General features: G+C 61.3%; 20 protein-coding genes. 17 read left to right on the top strand and 3 right to left on the bottom strand.

The window, feature by feature from the left end; genetic code table 11:
- The first annotated feature begins 4 nt into the window (after nucleotides 1-4).
- From Q0602_RS11085 to Q0602_RS11055, 7 genes are read left to right on the top strand one after another with little or no spacing between them, the layout of a single operon-like run.
- Nucleotides 5-289, top strand: coding sequence for a DUF2312 domain-containing protein (locus tag Q0602_RS11085; protein ID WP_298842956.1), 285 nt, complete (start codon nucleotides 5-7; stop codon nucleotides 287-289).
- Nucleotides 286-1149 carry a hypothetical protein gene (locus tag Q0602_RS11080; protein WP_298842953.1) on the top strand — a complete coding sequence of 288 codons (864 nt, stop codon included), beginning with the start codon at nucleotides 286-288 and terminating at the stop codon, nucleotides 1147-1149. Before Q0602_RS11085 ends, Q0602_RS11080 begins: the two co-directional genes overlap by 4 nt.
- Before the next feature lie 2 nt (nucleotides 1150-1151).
- Nucleotides 1152-1637 (top strand): DUF2726 domain-containing protein, encoded by a 486-nt coding sequence (locus Q0602_RS11075; RefSeq protein WP_367276964.1) that lies wholly within the window; start codon nucleotides 1152-1154, stop codon nucleotides 1635-1637.
- A 13-nt stretch (nucleotides 1638-1650) separates the two neighbouring features.
- Nucleotides 1651-2142, top strand: coding sequence for a hypothetical protein (locus Q0602_RS11070; RefSeq protein ID WP_298842945.1), 492 nt, complete (start codon nucleotides 1651-1653; stop codon nucleotides 2140-2142).
- Nucleotides 2139-2603, top strand: coding sequence for a hypothetical protein (locus Q0602_RS11065; protein WP_298842943.1), 465 nt, complete (start codon nucleotides 2139-2141; stop codon nucleotides 2601-2603). The genes Q0602_RS11070 and Q0602_RS11065 overlap by 4 nt, the downstream gene beginning before the upstream one ends.
- 51 nt (nucleotides 2604-2654) lie before the next feature.
- Nucleotides 2655-3287: a hypothetical protein gene (locus Q0602_RS11060; protein WP_298842940.1), complete on the top strand. Its 633-nt coding sequence runs from the start codon at nucleotides 2655-2657 to the stop codon at nucleotides 3285-3287.
- Nucleotides 3288-3309: 22 nt separating this feature from the next.
- Nucleotides 3310-3915, top strand: a complete 606-nt coding sequence (locus Q0602_RS11055; RefSeq protein WP_298842937.1) for a hypothetical protein — start codon at nucleotides 3310-3312, stop codon at nucleotides 3913-3915.
- On the opposite strand, the gene Q0602_RS11050 is transcribed toward Q0602_RS11055, so the two are convergent.
- Nucleotides 3912-4670, bottom strand: a complete 759-nt coding sequence (locus Q0602_RS11050) for a hypothetical protein (RefSeq protein ID WP_298842934.1) — start codon at nucleotides 4668-4670, stop codon at nucleotides 3912-3914. The two genes, Q0602_RS11055 and Q0602_RS11050, sit on opposite strands and share 4 nt — an antisense overlap.
- 163 nt (nucleotides 4671-4833) lie before the next feature.
- Here Q0602_RS11050 and Q0602_RS11045 point away from each other — a divergent pair, with 163 nt between their 5' ends.
- The 10 genes from Q0602_RS11045 (at nucleotide 4834) to Q0602_RS11000 (ending at nucleotide 12783) form a co-directional block, all read left to right on the top strand.
- On the top strand, nucleotides 4834-5250 hold the full coding sequence (locus tag Q0602_RS11045; protein ID WP_298842931.1) for a hypothetical protein: 417 nt from the start codon (nucleotides 4834-4836) through the stop codon (nucleotides 5248-5250).
- 5 nt (nucleotides 5251-5255) lie between these two features.
- On the top strand, nucleotides 5256-5699 hold the full coding sequence (locus tag Q0602_RS11040) for a hypothetical protein (protein WP_298842928.1): 444 nt from the start codon (nucleotides 5256-5258) through the stop codon (nucleotides 5697-5699).
- Between the two features lie 45 nt (nucleotides 5700-5744).
- Nucleotides 5745-6248, top strand: coding sequence for a hypothetical protein (locus Q0602_RS11035; protein ID WP_298842925.1), 504 nt, complete (start codon nucleotides 5745-5747; stop codon nucleotides 6246-6248).
- A gap of 42 nt (nucleotides 6249-6290) precedes the next feature.
- Nucleotides 6291-8276 (top strand): DNA topoisomerase, encoded by a 1986-nt coding sequence (locus Q0602_RS11030; protein ID WP_298842922.1) that lies wholly within the window; start codon nucleotides 6291-6293, stop codon nucleotides 8274-8276.
- A gap of 68 nt (nucleotides 8277-8344) precedes the next feature.
- Complete coding sequence (locus Q0602_RS11025; RefSeq protein WP_298842919.1) at nucleotides 8345-8467, top strand: hypothetical protein; 123 nt, start codon at nucleotides 8345-8347, stop codon at nucleotides 8465-8467.
- A 185-nt stretch (nucleotides 8468-8652) separates the two neighbouring features.
- Nucleotides 8653-9258: a hypothetical protein gene (locus Q0602_RS11020; RefSeq protein ID WP_298842915.1), complete on the top strand. Its 606-nt coding sequence runs from the start codon at nucleotides 8653-8655 to the stop codon at nucleotides 9256-9258.
- Nucleotides 9255-9815: a hypothetical protein gene (locus Q0602_RS11015; protein WP_298842912.1), complete on the top strand. Its 561-nt coding sequence runs from the start codon at nucleotides 9255-9257 to the stop codon at nucleotides 9813-9815. Before Q0602_RS11020 ends, Q0602_RS11015 begins: the two co-directional genes overlap by 4 nt.
- On the top strand, nucleotides 9812-10510 hold the full coding sequence (gene ung, locus Q0602_RS11010; RefSeq protein ID WP_298842909.1) for a uracil-DNA glycosylase: 699 nt from the start codon (nucleotides 9812-9814) through the stop codon (nucleotides 10508-10510). The genes Q0602_RS11015 and ung overlap by 4 nt, the downstream gene beginning before the upstream one ends.
- A gap of 9 nt (nucleotides 10511-10519) precedes the next feature.
- Nucleotides 10520-11473, top strand: coding sequence for a hypothetical protein (locus Q0602_RS11005; RefSeq protein WP_298842907.1), 954 nt, complete (start codon nucleotides 10520-10522; stop codon nucleotides 11471-11473).
- Nucleotides 11470-12783 (top strand): hypothetical protein, encoded by a 1314-nt coding sequence (locus tag Q0602_RS11000; protein ID WP_298842904.1) that lies wholly within the window; start codon nucleotides 11470-11472, stop codon nucleotides 12781-12783. The genes Q0602_RS11005 and Q0602_RS11000 overlap by 4 nt, the downstream gene beginning before the upstream one ends.
- A 6-nt stretch (nucleotides 12784-12789) precedes the next feature.
- Here Q0602_RS11000 and Q0602_RS10995 read toward each other — a convergent pair whose 3' ends face one another.
- Nucleotides 12790-13173, bottom strand: coding sequence for a hypothetical protein (locus Q0602_RS10995; RefSeq protein ID WP_298842901.1), 384 nt, complete (start codon nucleotides 13171-13173; stop codon nucleotides 12790-12792).
- The gene (gene recA / locus Q0602_RS10990) at nucleotides 13160-14227 is read right to left on the bottom strand and encodes a recombinase RecA (RefSeq protein WP_298842899.1); all 1068 of its coding nucleotides are present in this window, start codon (nucleotides 14225-14227) and stop codon (nucleotides 13160-13162) included. Before recA ends, Q0602_RS10995 begins: the two co-directional genes overlap by 14 nt.
- Between the last annotated feature and the right edge of the window lie 7 nt (nucleotides 14228-14234).

The following is a 14234-nucleotide window of genomic DNA, read 5'->3' as shown; positions in this document are numbered from 1 at the left end:
CACCGTGGCCGAACAAGAGAACGACAACCCCTTCGCCGACAAGAAGAACGACGGAGCCAGTGCGAGCGATGACCGCCTGCGCCTCCTCATCGAGCGCATCGAGCGTCTCGAGGAGGAGAAGAAGGGAATCGCCGACGACATCAAGGACGTCTACGCCGAGGCGAAGGCCGTCGGCTACGATCCCAAGATCATGCGGCAGATCGTCCGTCTCCGGAAGATGAAGCCCGAGGACCGGACCGAGCAGGACATGATCCTCGACACCTACAAAGCAGCACTGGGAATGGCATGAACCAGACGACCGCCCCCGTATCCGTCTCGGACGTCCTCACGGACATCCAGGGCATAACGCTCTTCCTCGACTCGATCGATGCGGAACACGCCCGCGACGGAAACGCGATCCTTGCGCTCCAGCATCCCGCGCTTTCCCTGCGCAAAGGGGAGGTCGATGTCTTCATCGTCTTCCCGCATGAGGACGAAGAGAGATGGAACGCCGGATGGATCGGGGGCGGCTCGTTCAGCGGAACCTGGCTCGAGGACGAGAACGGCCTGATCGTCGACCCTTGGCTCGACGAGCGTCTCCGCTCCTCTCCGAATCGCGAGACGAGCGTGATGCAGCACATTCCGATCGTGATGCGCAACCGGAAGAACGACGATCCACTGGGTTACCTGTACCAGCCCGGACGGCCGATCCCCATCGAAGAACGCCAGAAGGAGCTGCATGTCCGCTACCTCGCATGGCTCGATGAGGGTGGAATGGAAAATGCCGTCCCGACACGGTCCCGTAGCGTCCTCGGAGAAGAGGGCATGAAACAGATCGCCCCCGGCTCGAAATGGGCACAGGCGGTCATCGCGGCGGACCAGCACGGCATTCCGCCGACGAGAGCCCGGCGTCAGGTGGATGACAGGGAGCGACGTGCGGCTCCGCGGGCCACCGCTCCCAGCGATGACCGGACTCTCGAGGAGAGACTGGCCGCGATAGGATCGAAGAGGACGGAGGCGGAGGAAAGGCGTCGGCGCGAGAACCAAGCTGTCGCAATGGAGGCCGTCACCAAGATGGCGACGAAGCAGCCCCTGTCCTGGAAGAAGGTCCTTATCGCCATCCTGCTCGGGCTGGCGATCGGTTGGATCGTCACGGTCATGTTCGGCTGAGCATGCCGGACGGCCTCATCATATTCCTATGCGTCGCGGGAGTGATACTGGCCCTGCTCCTGCTGAAGCACGCAGGGGGAGGGAACGCCTTCTCACCCTACAGGCGCAAGCGGCTCATGACACGGCACGAGATGGTCATGTACCACAAGCTCGTCAGAGCGCTCTCCGACACGCCCTACATCGTCTGCCCCCAGGTGAGCATGGGGGCGGTCATGGACATCAAGTCGGGAGTGGACGGGAAACAGCGTCTCGGACTGAGGAACCGGTTCGATCGCAAGATCATCGACTTCGTCATCGCCGACGAGGAAGGCCATGCACGCCTACTCGTCGAGCTGGACGACTCCAGCCACGTTTCGTCACGCGACCGGGAGAGGGATTCGCTCACCACGTCCGCGGGATACCGGACCCTCCGCTACAGGAAGGCCGGAACGCTCGACGTGCGGTCACTGCGTCGGGACATGGCGGAGATCATAAGAGCGCAGAATTGAGAAGGAGGACCGCATGCAGGCAAGTCCATCGGCGCGTAAGCGCGTCTACACGATCGATGCCGGAACGCATTCGGTCCTGGCTTCGCTGGACCATGACGGAGAAGCGAGACTGCATCAGATACTCGCCGATTTCGACAGGCATCTCAAGGGAATGCTCGGAGGCAGCAGGAGCGGGGTCATAGACGGACCGATCACCGCGGGATCCGGAACCGCCGAGAGGATAACCCTCGAGATTGACGATAAGACCATCACATCGGGAAGGATCGTCGCGACGGTCGCATTCTCGGGAGGAATCCTGTGGAGACGGGGCTCACTGCGGATACCGGGCGTCACTCTTCCCAAGGCCCTCATGCTGAGCATCAAGGGCAGAAGGATCGGAGACGTCGTCGAAGGAGCACCCTTTCCCGACTTCCTCATCCGAAACGCAATCCACGATCAATCCGCCAACGGCAACAAGCTGCGAATTCGCTGCACCGGGGACGAACAACGAGAGATAGGACGATGAAGGAGAACACGATACTGCCCTCGTTCGTGACCACGGCGCTTCTCTCGATGGCGCGCAGCCACATGGCCGCGAACGCCCCGAACCAGGTCCTGGAGGAATACGGGGAGGCGTATATGCACCGCTGGTTCCTCGAGAAGGATCGCACCCGGGGAAGCGTCTACATCCACCACATCCTGCGATCCGACTACGATCCGGAACTCCACGACCATCCCGGTGACAACATGAGCATCCTCCTGCACGGGGCGATCAGCGAGCAACTCGAAAGCGGCAGCCGCATTCTCGTCCCCGGTTCGGTCGTCCTGCGCAAGGCCGAGGAAAGACACCGCCTTCTCATAGAGGAACCGGTGATAACGCTGTGGATCATGGGAGAGCGGACGAGGGAGTGGGGGTTCTGGATGGAGGACGGGTCGTTCGTCCCCTCTCAGCGGTTCTTCGACATGCGCTCGAGACCGGTCGCCTAGACCATCCTGAAAATCCTTCCTAGATCAGGACCGGGAGGCTATGGTTGCCGGATGTCCAACGACAGTACCAAGACGAGAAGATACGGAGAGGCCATCGATCTGCTGGCTCGGGTCTGCCTCTCGCAATATCCGGAATCAGACAGCAACGACGTGGCCGATGCCGTGGGACACGCCATCGGGAGATCGCTGCCGTCGAACGTGAACGCCATCGCGATGGCGATCGACGTGATAGACGCCGGCGGCTGGCCCGAAGGGCAGGAGAAGGCGGACATCTTCATCGGCCGTTACGTGCGCGAATACAGGATGCTGACGCGGCGGGCACGGTCCAGGGGCCTGCGGGGTCTCGATCCTATCGCCCGTGAGACGATCGACACGAACTATCCTCCCCGCACCGACGACGACCGGCTCGCCCACAGGGAGGCAAAGACCCTGATATCCCTTATGGCCGGACGGTCCGTCTGCATCGCTATGCTCGACGAGGCCTCGGACGAGAGGTCCCCCATATTCGAATCCACACGGATGGTCATGTCCAGCGGTGATCCCGACCGGATGACGGACTACATCGTCGCATGGATGGGGTACATGACCGACAACGGCCACCCCGACGTCATCATCGGTCAGCGTCTGAAGCGCGCCCTCAATGCTTCCAAGCTCGCTATCCTGTCCTCCGGCAGGGCGAGATAGGACGAGAATCAAGGAGAAGAAGATGAACAAGCCGAAGATCATCGGTCTGACCGGTCGCAAGTATGCAGGAAAGACCGAGGCCGCCAAGTATCTCGAACAGCGGCACGGCTACAGAGGGACCCCGATCACCGATCCCATGATCGAGATGGCGGAGCCATTGCTTCGCAGAATGGGAATCACAGGACAGTCCGAGATCGATGACCGGCTGCAGCCCTGGGGAAAACGCAAGGAGGAGCCGATTCCCGGCTTCGATCACCTCAGCGGTCGCAAGATTCTCCAGGCGATCGGCAAGGACCTGCGCGACGCACTCAGCAGGCCCAGCGACGAACCTCCCGAAGGGAATGCGCACGGGACGGATTCCGGCCTCTTCTACGAACTCTGGATGAAGGACAACGAGGGCGTGGAGTTCCTCTCGAACCAGAGCGTGCGCTACCCCTTCGAAGGGGGGATCATCACCGCGAGCGGTGGAGAGATGTGGCGCATCATCAATCCGGAGGCCCCGGAGGACGGTGACACCCACCCTTCCGAGAGACAGGACTGGCCGGTCACCCGCGAGATCATCGCGCCTCACAGCAAGGGCATATCCTTCCTGCATGAAGAGATAGAGAAGGCTCTCGCGGCGACCTAGAGATCCCCCTCGGGGACAAGGACGAGACGCTTGCCGTCGAACCCTATGTCGCAGCCCACCAGCCTGACCGCGGTATCGTCCCTCATGTCCTTGGCGGGCCTGTGGATCCAGCCGTCGCCGGCGAAGAGCACGTCCGCCTTGAGGGATAGATGACCGAGGGTCGCCACTGCATCGGAGACATCGATGGCCCACTCGATCCTGGAGCGCTGCTCGAACAAGGAGAAGATCGCGTCACGATACTCCTGCTCCTCCCACGGTTCGATCCTGTTCAGGGCGCACAGACGATTGAAAACGCCACCGAAGTTCCCGACGACGTTCGCACGTCCGAGATGCTGCGTCGCATGGCATCTGGAGCAGAGGCAGCGGATTCCTTCCAGGCTCTGCACCGCAGATGCCGGATCATAGTGCCACTTCTCGTGACCCTCGAGATTTCCCGGATCACCGCACTCGCCGCAGACCCCGCTCGACTCTATGAAGGGGTTCTTCAGGGCGTTCCAGGACGATGCCACCAGCAGATTGGCGAGGCTGGCGAACCAGGAGCCTGCGGGTATGAGGTCGACGACCTCCGGAACCACGAGCTCACGAGCCACCCGCGGGAGGAGATCGTCGAGTTCCTTCCGGAGGGCGACGTCCGAGAAGTCGATCGTCCATGTCCCGGTCCGGGATCTTCTTACACGGTCACCTGCAGCGGCGACTATCCGCTCTTCCGGGCCGACCAGGTTCACGCCCCCGGAGAACGAGGGGCCTCTCGCCAAGTAGGGTAGCCTTCCGCCTCGGATACCGCGTGGTCTCGATAGATCGATTTCGAGGCATGAGGACAGCATGCTCCCAGTATCGCCCGGCGACGTCCGTCAGGCAACCTCCGTTTGGAGAAAACGGAACCGCATCCTAGAAGCCAGCAAAAGGAGAAAGCACATTATGAACTACCCCACTCTGCCCTTCGCGCTCGTCTACTATCTCGCGCAGGTCACCCCCGAGAGGGCAAAACTCGCCTCGGGCGGGCGCCATGTCGGAATCTACGTCCACAAGGATCGCAGCGTTTCGGCGATCAGGCTGGAGATCATGAACGACGAGCAACTCCCTCAGATCGAGGCCGAGGTGGCCCGCATGATGTCGCAGAACGACTACGACACCGTCGCGCTCACCTTCAGCACGACCGACAGCGAGCCCTCCGACATCGGCGTGATCATCGAGAAGGACAAGGATCCGATGATCTTCAACTGGCAGTATTCGCCGCAGTTCGGCATCACGCTCGTCGACGACAAGGAGACCGCCGATCGCATCGACACCTGGTCCGGCGTCCGTCTGGCCCGTGATCTGGTCAAGAAGGGCTGACCCAGATGGAGGAGCAGCGTGCCATCCGCCTGCGGGGGTCCCTGCTCCTCCATGTCTTCGGCGCCGACCGGAGCAACGGCAATCGCGATCGCTACCAGTCGCTCTCCCGGACCGAGAGAGCCGCTCTCGAGGGCATGGTGGAATCGCGTCGCAGTGCCGAGACACTCACCGAAAAAGGCCATGAGGCGAGAATCGACGGGGTCGAAGCCCTGCGGTCCGCGAGCCTCCTCCTGGCCCCGCCGCGGGACGTCGATTCCATTCCCACCCACGATGAGATCGCCGAGCGACTCGAACTCATCGGCGGGATATCCTCCACAATGCGCCTGAAGATGCGTCTTCTCGACGAAGGATGGCGTGTCTCCCGTGCCGAGCTGGGAATGCAGCGCGCGATCGCAGACGGCGCCATCACACTGGAAAGGGACTGGACGGTCAGGACCGTCGACTCCTGAGCACATCGACATGTCCCCGATTCCGGTAAAGGAAAGGAAAAGGACATGCCGAACAAGCCGCAGAGATCCGATATCACATGCGATGGACGTCGCTACGATGATCATCCGGAATTCACGCCCGATCTCTCTCCTGAGACGATGGCCCGGCTGGGTGTGTTCGGCGGCGCCTACTTCGCCGACGATCTGGACGACAACAAGGGGATCCCCGAGGAGGTCCTGAAGCACTCCACCGGCGACAAGGACAAGTCGAACAACGCCTTCGGCGTCCACTCCGGTATGAGCCGCGAGAAATGGCAGCAGCGAGGCTGGCTCACCAACGACAATCCCCGCGGCTGGTATGAATGGTATATCCGGTTCGACGCGGGCGAACGCTTCGATGAGGATGAAGACCAGATCGGTCGATGGAAGGATTTCCGGAACCGCTGGTCGCCCAACGACCGCCAGGCGCTGGAGAACATGTCCCCCGGTGACGGGACCCGACAGGCACTCCTGCACTGGGCGTTGCACCCATGGACACCGGAGATGTCCGTGGAGGACTCTGAGGGCTGAGTACCGCTTTCGTTCCACTGTCCTGCATCCTATAATGGGTCAATGAGAGTATGGATCGCAGAGAAGCCGGACATGGGCCGGAAGGTCGCCAAGGCACTCGGAGGCGGCCAGGAGAGCGGAGGCTCCATCAAGATCGGGAAGGACGAGGTCGTCACATGGGCGATCGGTCACCTCCTCGAGGATCTGATGCCCCATGAATACGACGAGCGCTACAAGAAGTGGAAGCTCGAGGATCTCCCGATCATCCCGAAGCAGTTCAAGCGCAAGCCACAGGACGGAAAGACGGCCCAGCTGAAGGTCGTAGTGGGCCTGATAAAGAAGGCCAGCGAGATCGTCATCGCGACCGACGCGGGACGCGAAGGCGAGGCCATCGCCTGGCATCTGCTCGATCATGCAGGGTGGAAGAAGGGGGCGCAGCGTCTCTGGACATCCTCACTCGGTGAGGATCACCTCAAGAAGGCGGTACGCCAACTGATCGACGACAGCCAGAAGAAGTCGCTCTACACCGCCGCCAAGCTGCGCGGTGCGATGGACTGGTCGGACGGCATCAACCTCTCGCGCCTCTACAACATCAGGCTGGTCGAATACGGGGACAAGGTCCTGTCTCTCGGGCGCGTCCAGACCGCGACTCTCGCGATCCTGGTCGATCGCGACAACGAGATCGCCAATTTCAGGCCCAGCGACTACTACGAGCTGCGAGCACCGATACGGGCCGCCGGCGGCGAGTTCGACCTCTTCCACCGACCCTCCGAGAGTCGCCGCATCCTGGATCCCAAGGAAGCACAGCGGATGGCGCGCGACGCAAGCCAGCAGGACTGCCTCCTGAAGGTCGAGACGAAACCGGTCACCATGCGGCCGAGTCCTCCCTTCAGCCTCCCGGAGCTGCAGATGGCGGCATCACGCAAGTGGGGATGGGGAGCCAAGAGAACCCTGGACGAGGTGCAGAAGCTCTACGAGGCCGGTCTCGTAACCTACCCGAGGACCGACACCGGCTGCCTCACCAGCGATCTCAAGAAGGACATGCCGAAGCACCTCTCGGCCCTGCGTCGCCATCCGGACTTCAAGAGCCTGGCGGACATCACGCCCGAATATCGCAATACGGTCTTCAACGACAAGAAGGTCGAGGACCACCACGGCATAATCCCGACGGACCAGGCATGCGATCCATCCAGGCTCGCCGCCTCGTCCCGCGATCTCTTCGACCTCATCGCAAGGCGCTTCCTCGCCTCGCTCATGCCCGATGCGAAGGGCCGCAGGACGACAGTGTCCACCACGCTTGCAGGTCTCGTCTTCAAGACCGGCGGCACGATCATCGACGTCATGGGATGGAAGGCCGTCTGGAGCGGTCAGGAGGACCCTACCGAGTCCTCCAAGAAGGACGAGGATCAGGCCATCCTGCCTCCGGTCAGCGACAAGGAGCGGGCTCGATCCCTCGATGTCGAGGCCCAGACCAAGACGACGAAGCCGCCGCCGCATTACACGGAGGGAACGCTTCTCAAGGCGATGCTCAATGCCGGATCGAAGGACGAGGATTCCGAGATAAGGGACCTCCTATCGAACGGGGGGCTGGGCACCCAGGCCACCCGTCAGGAGATCATCGAGAAGCTGAAATACCGGGACTTCGCCAGGATCGAGGGCAAGAAGATCATATCCACCCAGCGCGCACGCGATTTCGTGGACATCCTGCGCAGCGAGTCCTCCAGGCTGGTGGACGTCGTCGCCACTGCGGATCTGGAAAGACGTCTCAGGGAGGTGGAAAAGGACCCCTCCAAGATGCCCGACATCTGGAGGGAATACGTCAGCGGCCTCAGGCAGGAAATCGATGTCCTCCGGCGCACTCCGGTCAAGCGCAAGCTGCCCGCGAGCCCGGGTGGACGCGGAGGTTCTCCCAAACGCAATACGGGCGGCCGCTCCGCTCCCAAGGGGGGTAGGAAATACGGGGGAAAGTCCTCGGGCGCCTCCAAGTCCGGAGGAAGGAAATATCCCTCGGGTGGCCGGAAGGCCGGATCCCGACGCAAGAAGGCATGATCAACCTTGATGCTTCCCTTAACCGCGTCGCCATCCTAAAAGAAGGCGAATCACACGGAGAAGTCATCATGAGCGCGACGCGCCTCAAGACCTGCGGCCGATATGCATGGCGCGCCATGAAGAGGAACGATGACGTCTTCATGGCGGCATTGCTGGTGATCGCACTGTCAGTGGCCGTCCTGACGTTCTGACATGACACCGCGGAACAAGCGAGATGGCAATCCCAGTCTCCTGGGCAGCCTGGGATTCGGCTTCGTCATCGGATCGGCCTTGGCCCTGTCCAACTGCGTGCAAGACCCTGCGACCGGAACGTCCGCGGGAAGACATGCTTCAGAGAGTTCCATTCCCCGGCATCTCGCCGACTGAGCGCCCTCCGATGACAACGCGAAAGAAGGAGGGAGCAAGAACCGGTCAGGCACATGCCTATGTGCAGTTCGTCCTGTTCTGCTCGATAATGACCGGGCTGAACCTCAATCCCGGTGGGCAGGTCTCCGCTGACAGCCCGGAAATACCACAATCGCAGGGGTCCCGACCGTCCGAAGCGATCGCTTCCTCCGGGTCCGTGTCGACTGACCCCATCCCGACAGCTGTCTCCGAGTACCCTGCCAACATGGTGTACTGGGGAGAAGAAGGAAGACCTCTTCCGGAAGATTCCGGACAGTTCGAAATATGGGACATATCGGATTCCTCGACGCGCAAGATCGTGACGCTCTCCGATCTGGGGAAAGGACATTCCGAACGCGTCGCAATACCCGATGCCACCGTCTTCCTCGAGCCCGGTGGGCGGGTCCGGTTCCCCCTGGCGAACGGACAATACTCCATAGTCGCTCTCGCCGGCTCGGACTGGAACGGTCACGACTTCGGCAAGGACGGCATCGCAGTGAGCTACAGGCCCAGATCCGTCCACAACGACCAGATAACGGTCCTCGTCATCGGAGCACCCGATGAGCCCGTGACGAGGATAGAAGGGAAGTCAACATGATGAGCCTCGAGAGGAAGGGCGCCTCGGACAAGAGAAGGACGAGCTCCGGATTCGGCAAGCCGAAGGGGCTGAGGTCGGTACTGTCCGTGCCCGACGGATTCGACGAGACGTGCTCACGCCATGACAATGACGAGACCATGACCAGAATCCTGCACAGCGGTTTCTGCGTCATGGCCTATCGCTCCTTCACGGAGGACGTTCTCGGCCAGATACACCGCATGAAACTGGAACTGGCACGTCATCGTCACATGGTGCTGAGGCTGCTGCCCTCCATCGAGGAGGCACTGCATCGTCATGATTTCCTCTACGAGCATAGCGGTCTGGGGCTCCAGCATTCCAACCAGATGAGCGTGATCTCACGCCGTGGCATGCTCTATCGCCTGGCCATCATCCCCCAGGGAGAAGATGACGGATCGGCGCCGACCCTCCATCTGGACACCAGCTGGATCGAGAGAAGGGATCCGGTGAGCGAGCGTCAGCACGTCGCCTCTCTCGTTCTCGGGCCAGGCGTCCATCCCATCGACATAGACCGCCTCTTCGCAGGAGTCCCGCAATGATCATTCCAACCTCGTCCGGTCTCCCGAAGCCCAGACTCGGCGAATGGTCGGATGCTCTCGGTCATGTCGTAGACACCGGGCGATTCGTGGATCTCGCCACCTATCTGAACTGGCGGGCGTCGGAAGGCGCCGAGATATACCCCGAGCCGCACAACATCTTCGCGGCGCTGAAGTCGGTCGATCCCATGGAGGTGCGCGTCGTCATCCTGGGGCAGGACCCCTATCATGGACCGGGTCAGGCGCACGGACTGGCCTTCTCCGTCCAGAAGGGATGCGACATTCCTCCGTCACTGCGCAACATGTATGCCGAGCTGCAGTCCGATCTCGGGCACGAGCCACCTCGGCACGGATACCTCCAGAGCTGGGCCGATCAGGGGGTACTCCTGCTGAACACGCTCCTCACGGTCGAGAAGTCCAGGCCTCTCGCGCACAAGGGGAAGGGCTGGGAGTTCTTCACCGACGCGGTGATAAGCCACGTCAGCGACCACTCTCCTCCCTGTGTCTTCATGCTCTGGGGCAACCCTGCCCGCAAGAAGAAGACGCTGATAGATGCCAGGCGGCACCACGTGATAGAGAGCGTCCATCCTTCCCCGCTGTCCGCAACCCGCGGATTCTTCGGAAGCAGGCCGTTCAGTCAGGCGAACGAATGGCTTTCCCGACACGGTCGCGAGCCCATCGACTGGAAGGTAGAGTAGAGGAAAAATATGACCAGCACCCGTGTCCTCCCAATCGCATCGGGAGGCATGGCCGGCTTCCACCCTCTCGTCGTTCCGCATCTCGAGGATCTCGGGCCGGACGACTGGAGCAAGATCGACGGAATCGGCAGAACGGGGAGCGTCAGCATCCATACGAGACATCCGGCGCTTTCCCTGACGATCGAATCCGACGATCGCGGGCGTGTCTGGCTCAAGCGCGTAAGCATGGGCAAGGGCGGCCCGATCAGTTTCACCAGGAACGTCCATCACCTCGATAATTCCCTCCCGGGAAAGGTGCCGTCTCTCCTCATGGGCCAGCCTCTCTCGATCCTGGTCGATCTTCCGGGAGCGGAGAAGTGCACCATAACTCGCATCAGGAAGGCGGACATCCACTTCTCGTGCGATGAGGATGATACGCCTTGGGGCGGACCCGATCGGCCGACATCGCGTGCCTGGACCAGCAGAATGCAAATCAAGCGTCTCGATGGCATCCATGCCGAACGTCATTCCAGTCTCTCCGCGAGTGTTCTTTCCAGCGTCCCCCTGGAAGGACTGCGAGACTATCTCAGGAAGAGAATGCGTCACCCGGCCGGGTCCTGCGTCCTCCCGGATACCACATTCCATGAACTGGGCCGTATAACCATTCCTGCCAAGACCAGATTCATCTCCGTGGAGGCACCTTCCGGAAGGACGATCGTCCATAGGGGCAAGGTCGTCCTCGAAGGGACAATGCCCGACGCCATGAGGACGGGGCTCGTCGGGAGAAGCGCCCGAAGCCTCATCGATCATCCTGTGTTCGAGACCAGCCTCGTAGGCAGGATCGAGAAGCGGACCGATCAGTCCATCATCCACCTGAAGTCCGGAGAAGGCACGAGAGACCTGGGGACCATAATGGCATCCCGCCCCGATGCCGCTCAGGTCTCACGAATCATAGACGACCTCAGGAAGGAGGCATCCGCATGAACTATCGCGACATCATCCGCGATCATCACTATGCCGGCCGGCCGTTCGACGGAACCGCGAACACGGTCGCAGAGATCGCCGAATACCTGATCGACAAGGCCTGCACGGACCTGAGGACCATGCAGGCATGGAAAGACAAGGACGAGGACGCGATCATCAAGACCGATCGCATCTCGCACTTCATGCACGATCTGGGTAACGCGCCCCGGCTCGGAGTCGACATACCTATAAACGGTCCGGCGATGAAATTGCGGACGGAGAGCTTCGGATCCTATTCGATGAACGGGGTCTTCTGGCTCAGCGGTTTCCGCAAGGGCATCCACGAGAGTCGTGAGGATATGGGCTGCGGAGAGGCAACCCTGGATCAGCTCCATGAACGCGTCAGGGCCGAACTGGAACGCATCCCCGAGGGAGACGAGCCATCCATGCCGAGCTACGAGAGGCTGGGCATGCTATCGGGTCCCGCCAAGAGGCCCCATGGCTGGTATGGCATCACGATCACGGATCCGAAAGGCGGCACCTTCGACATGGGCGAGATGATCTGGCCCCATGCCAACGAGAGTGCGATCGCGGTCGCTGTCGAGAAGATCATGCTGACAACCAGCTGCCTCCATATCCACGAGGCCAAGTTCCAAAGGCAGAAAGAGGATCTGCACGGGCGGGTGGAGGCGATCCTCGGTGACATTCCCCTGACCTCCATCATCGTCAAGGACTTCCAGGGCGGCCACGGCGCTCCCCTGTGGGACAGCAGAGTCGTCACGTATCAGATCGAGTTCCCCGCCAAGGACGAATTCCTGAGATCGCACCAGTTGAGGACCGACCTGATATTCAAGAGTGGCGGCAACGGTGACGCCTTCGAATCGCTACGCAAGATCGTGGCCGTCCAGAAGAGACGTCATCACCGGGAACACATCGTCGCATCGCGGCCCTCGCTCCTGATGGCGCGACACAGGGCGGACATCGATATCTTCCTCGAGCATTTCGTAGACAGACGGGAATACAACTCCCCTGAGCATTCCTACGCGCTTCATGACGGAATGATCGACATGAACGCCTCTCTCGATACCGAGGGTCGGGTCAGATACGAGGAAGGGATCCTCCGTCTGAAAGGATACGACCTGCCCGAGACGTCCCTCCAGGCGATGAGGTCGAAAGATGTGCGCGAGATCGTCGATCACCCGATCCTCGACGGGTGCGTCGTGAGGAAGGCACGGCGTCTGAAGGACCACGTCGCACTCTATCTCGATGCTCCTCTCGTGAGCGAGGAGGAATGCAGATCATGCGAAGGAAGGGAAAAGGCCATCGGCTGACAGATGTCACCGGATGGCCTGATTCTCCGTCAGCACTCCCTTGAAGATCATGAGGCCCCGCCTCTGGACCTCCATGATGAGCTCGCGATCGGAGAAGCTGCGTATCAGATCCTGCCCCGGCTCCTCCGATCCCGATACGGGATGAAGCACGACAAGGGATCTGTCCCTGTTGGAGAGCTTCCGGATACGACCGCGCTCCACGCATTCGGAAACCAGCCGGGCCACACCCGACTTGGACCTCAGTCCGAGGTCATGCATCAGATCGGCATAGGTCGGGCCTATGTCCGGGTTCGCCTCGAGCCGCGCCTGCAGCGCGAGCATGAAACGGTATTGCATGGGGGTGAGAGGGACGGGCGAGGCCCGTCCCTCTCGGTCTTCATTCCGCGCCATCGTCCAGCGGCTCCGGTCCGCCCGACATCATCTCTTCGGCGACGTCGTCCTTCTTTCCCAGGATCTCCGCCTCGATGCGGTCGACCATGTCCGGATTCTCCTTGAGGAAGGTCTTGGAGTTCTCCTTGCCCTGACCGATGCGGACACTGTCGTAGCTATACCATGCGCCCGACTTCTCGATGACACCGGCCTTGACCCCGATGTCGATGATCTCGCCGAGCCTCGAGATGCCTTCGCCATACATGATGTCGAATTCGACCTGCTTGAACGGCGGAGCCACCTTGTTCTTCACGACCTTCACCCTGGTCGAGTTGCCGGTGACCTCGTCGCGGTCCTTGATCGCTCCGGTCCTGCGGATATCAAGACGGACGGAAGCGTAGAACTTCAATGCGTTACCACCGGTGGTCGTCTCCGGGTTGCCGTACATCACGCCGATCTTCATGCGCAGCTGGTTGATGAAGATCACGAGGCATTTCGAGCGGTTGATCGAACCCGTCAGCTTGCGCAGCGACTGGCTCATCAGGCGGGCCTGAAGGCCCACATGACTGTCGCCCATCTCACCCTCGATCTCGGCGCGCGGAACCAACGCCGCGACCGAATCGACGACCAGGATGTCGATCGCATTGGACCGAACGAGCGTGTCCACGATCTCGAGCGCCTGCTCGCCGGTGTCCGGCTGCGACACGATCAGATTGTCGACATCCACGCCGAGCTTCTTCGCGTAGACCGGATCGAGCGCATGCTCCGCATCGATGAAGGCGGCCGTTCCGCCGAGCTTCTGCGCTTCTGCGATCGCATGCAGGGTGAGGGTCGTCTTTCCCGAGCTCTCGGGGCCGTAGATCTCCACGATCCTGCCACGGGGAAGGCCGCCGATCCCGAGCGCCACGTCGAGGCCCAGCGAACCCGTCGGAATGGATTCGATCTCGATGGCCTCCTTCTGGCCCAGCTTCATCGCTGAGCCCTTTCCGAAGGCCTTGTCGATCTGCGAGAGCGCGGCGTCCAGAGCCTTCTGCCGATCGTTGAAGGGGACCACGTTCTCAGTTGATTTCACCACGATACAT

Source organism: uncultured Salinicola sp. (genome assembly GCF_937921195.1).
Lineage (GTDB): Bacteria > Pseudomonadota > Gammaproteobacteria > Pseudomonadales > Halomonadaceae > Salinicola.
This window is presented reverse-complemented; position numbering and strand designations above follow the sequence as displayed.

What these genes read in the sequence shown, in the direction of transcription:
- Q0602_RS11060 (WP_298842940.1), top strand. Translation starts at nt 2,655, where the DNA reads ATGTCCAACGACAGTACCAAGACGAGAAGATACGGAGAGGCCATCGAT.
- Q0602_RS11055 (WP_298842937.1), top strand. Translation starts at nt 3,310, where the DNA reads ATGAACAAGCCGAAGATCATCGGTCTGACCGGTCGCAAGTATGCAGGA.
- Q0602_RS11005 (WP_298842907.1), top strand. Translation starts at nt 10,520, where the DNA reads ATGACCAGCACCCGTGTCCTCCCAATCGCATCGGGAGGCATGGCCGGC.
- Q0602_RS11040 (WP_298842928.1), top strand. Translation starts at nt 5,256, where the DNA reads ATGGAGGAGCAGCGTGCCATCCGCCTGCGGGGGTCCCTGCTCCTCCAT.
- Q0602_RS11065 (WP_298842943.1), top strand. Translation starts at nt 2,139, where the DNA reads ATGAAGGAGAACACGATACTGCCCTCGTTCGTGACCACGGCGCTTCTC.
- Q0602_RS11075 (WP_367276964.1), top strand. Translation starts at nt 1,152, where the DNA reads ATGCCGGACGGCCTCATCATATTCCTATGCGTCGCGGGAGTGATACTG.
- Q0602_RS11070 (WP_298842945.1), top strand. Translation starts at nt 1,651, where the DNA reads ATGCAGGCAAGTCCATCGGCGCGTAAGCGCGTCTACACGATCGATGCC.
- Q0602_RS11035 (WP_298842925.1), top strand. Translation starts at nt 5,745, where the DNA reads ATGCCGAACAAGCCGCAGAGATCCGATATCACATGCGATGGACGTCGC.
- Q0602_RS11025 (WP_298842919.1), top strand. Translation starts at nt 8,345, where the DNA reads ATGAGCGCGACGCGCCTCAAGACCTGCGGCCGATATGCATGGCGCGCC.
- Q0602_RS11080 (WP_298842953.1), top strand. Translation starts at nt 286, where the DNA reads ATGAACCAGACGACCGCCCCCGTATCCGTCTCGGACGTCCTCACGGAC.
- ung (WP_298842909.1), top strand. Translation starts at nt 9,812, where the DNA reads ATGATCATTCCAACCTCGTCCGGTCTCCCGAAGCCCAGACTCGGCGAA.
- Q0602_RS11020 (WP_298842915.1), top strand. Translation starts at nt 8,653, where the DNA reads ATGACAACGCGAAAGAAGGAGGGAGCAAGAACCGGTCAGGCACATGCC.
- Q0602_RS11000 (WP_298842904.1), top strand. Translation starts at nt 11,470, where the DNA reads ATGAACTATCGCGACATCATCCGCGATCATCACTATGCCGGCCGGCCG.
- Q0602_RS11030 (WP_298842922.1), top strand. Translation starts at nt 6,291, where the DNA reads ATGAGAGTATGGATCGCAGAGAAGCCGGACATGGGCCGGAAGGTCGCC.
- Q0602_RS11045 (WP_298842931.1), top strand. Translation starts at nt 4,834, where the DNA reads ATGAACTACCCCACTCTGCCCTTCGCGCTCGTCTACTATCTCGCGCAG.
- Q0602_RS10995 (WP_298842901.1), bottom strand. Translation starts at nt 13,173, where the DNA reads ATGGCGCGGAATGAAGACCGAGAGGGACGGGCCTCGCCCGTCCCTCTC.
- Q0602_RS11015 (WP_298842912.1), top strand. Translation starts at nt 9,255, where the DNA reads ATGATGAGCCTCGAGAGGAAGGGCGCCTCGGACAAGAGAAGGACGAGC.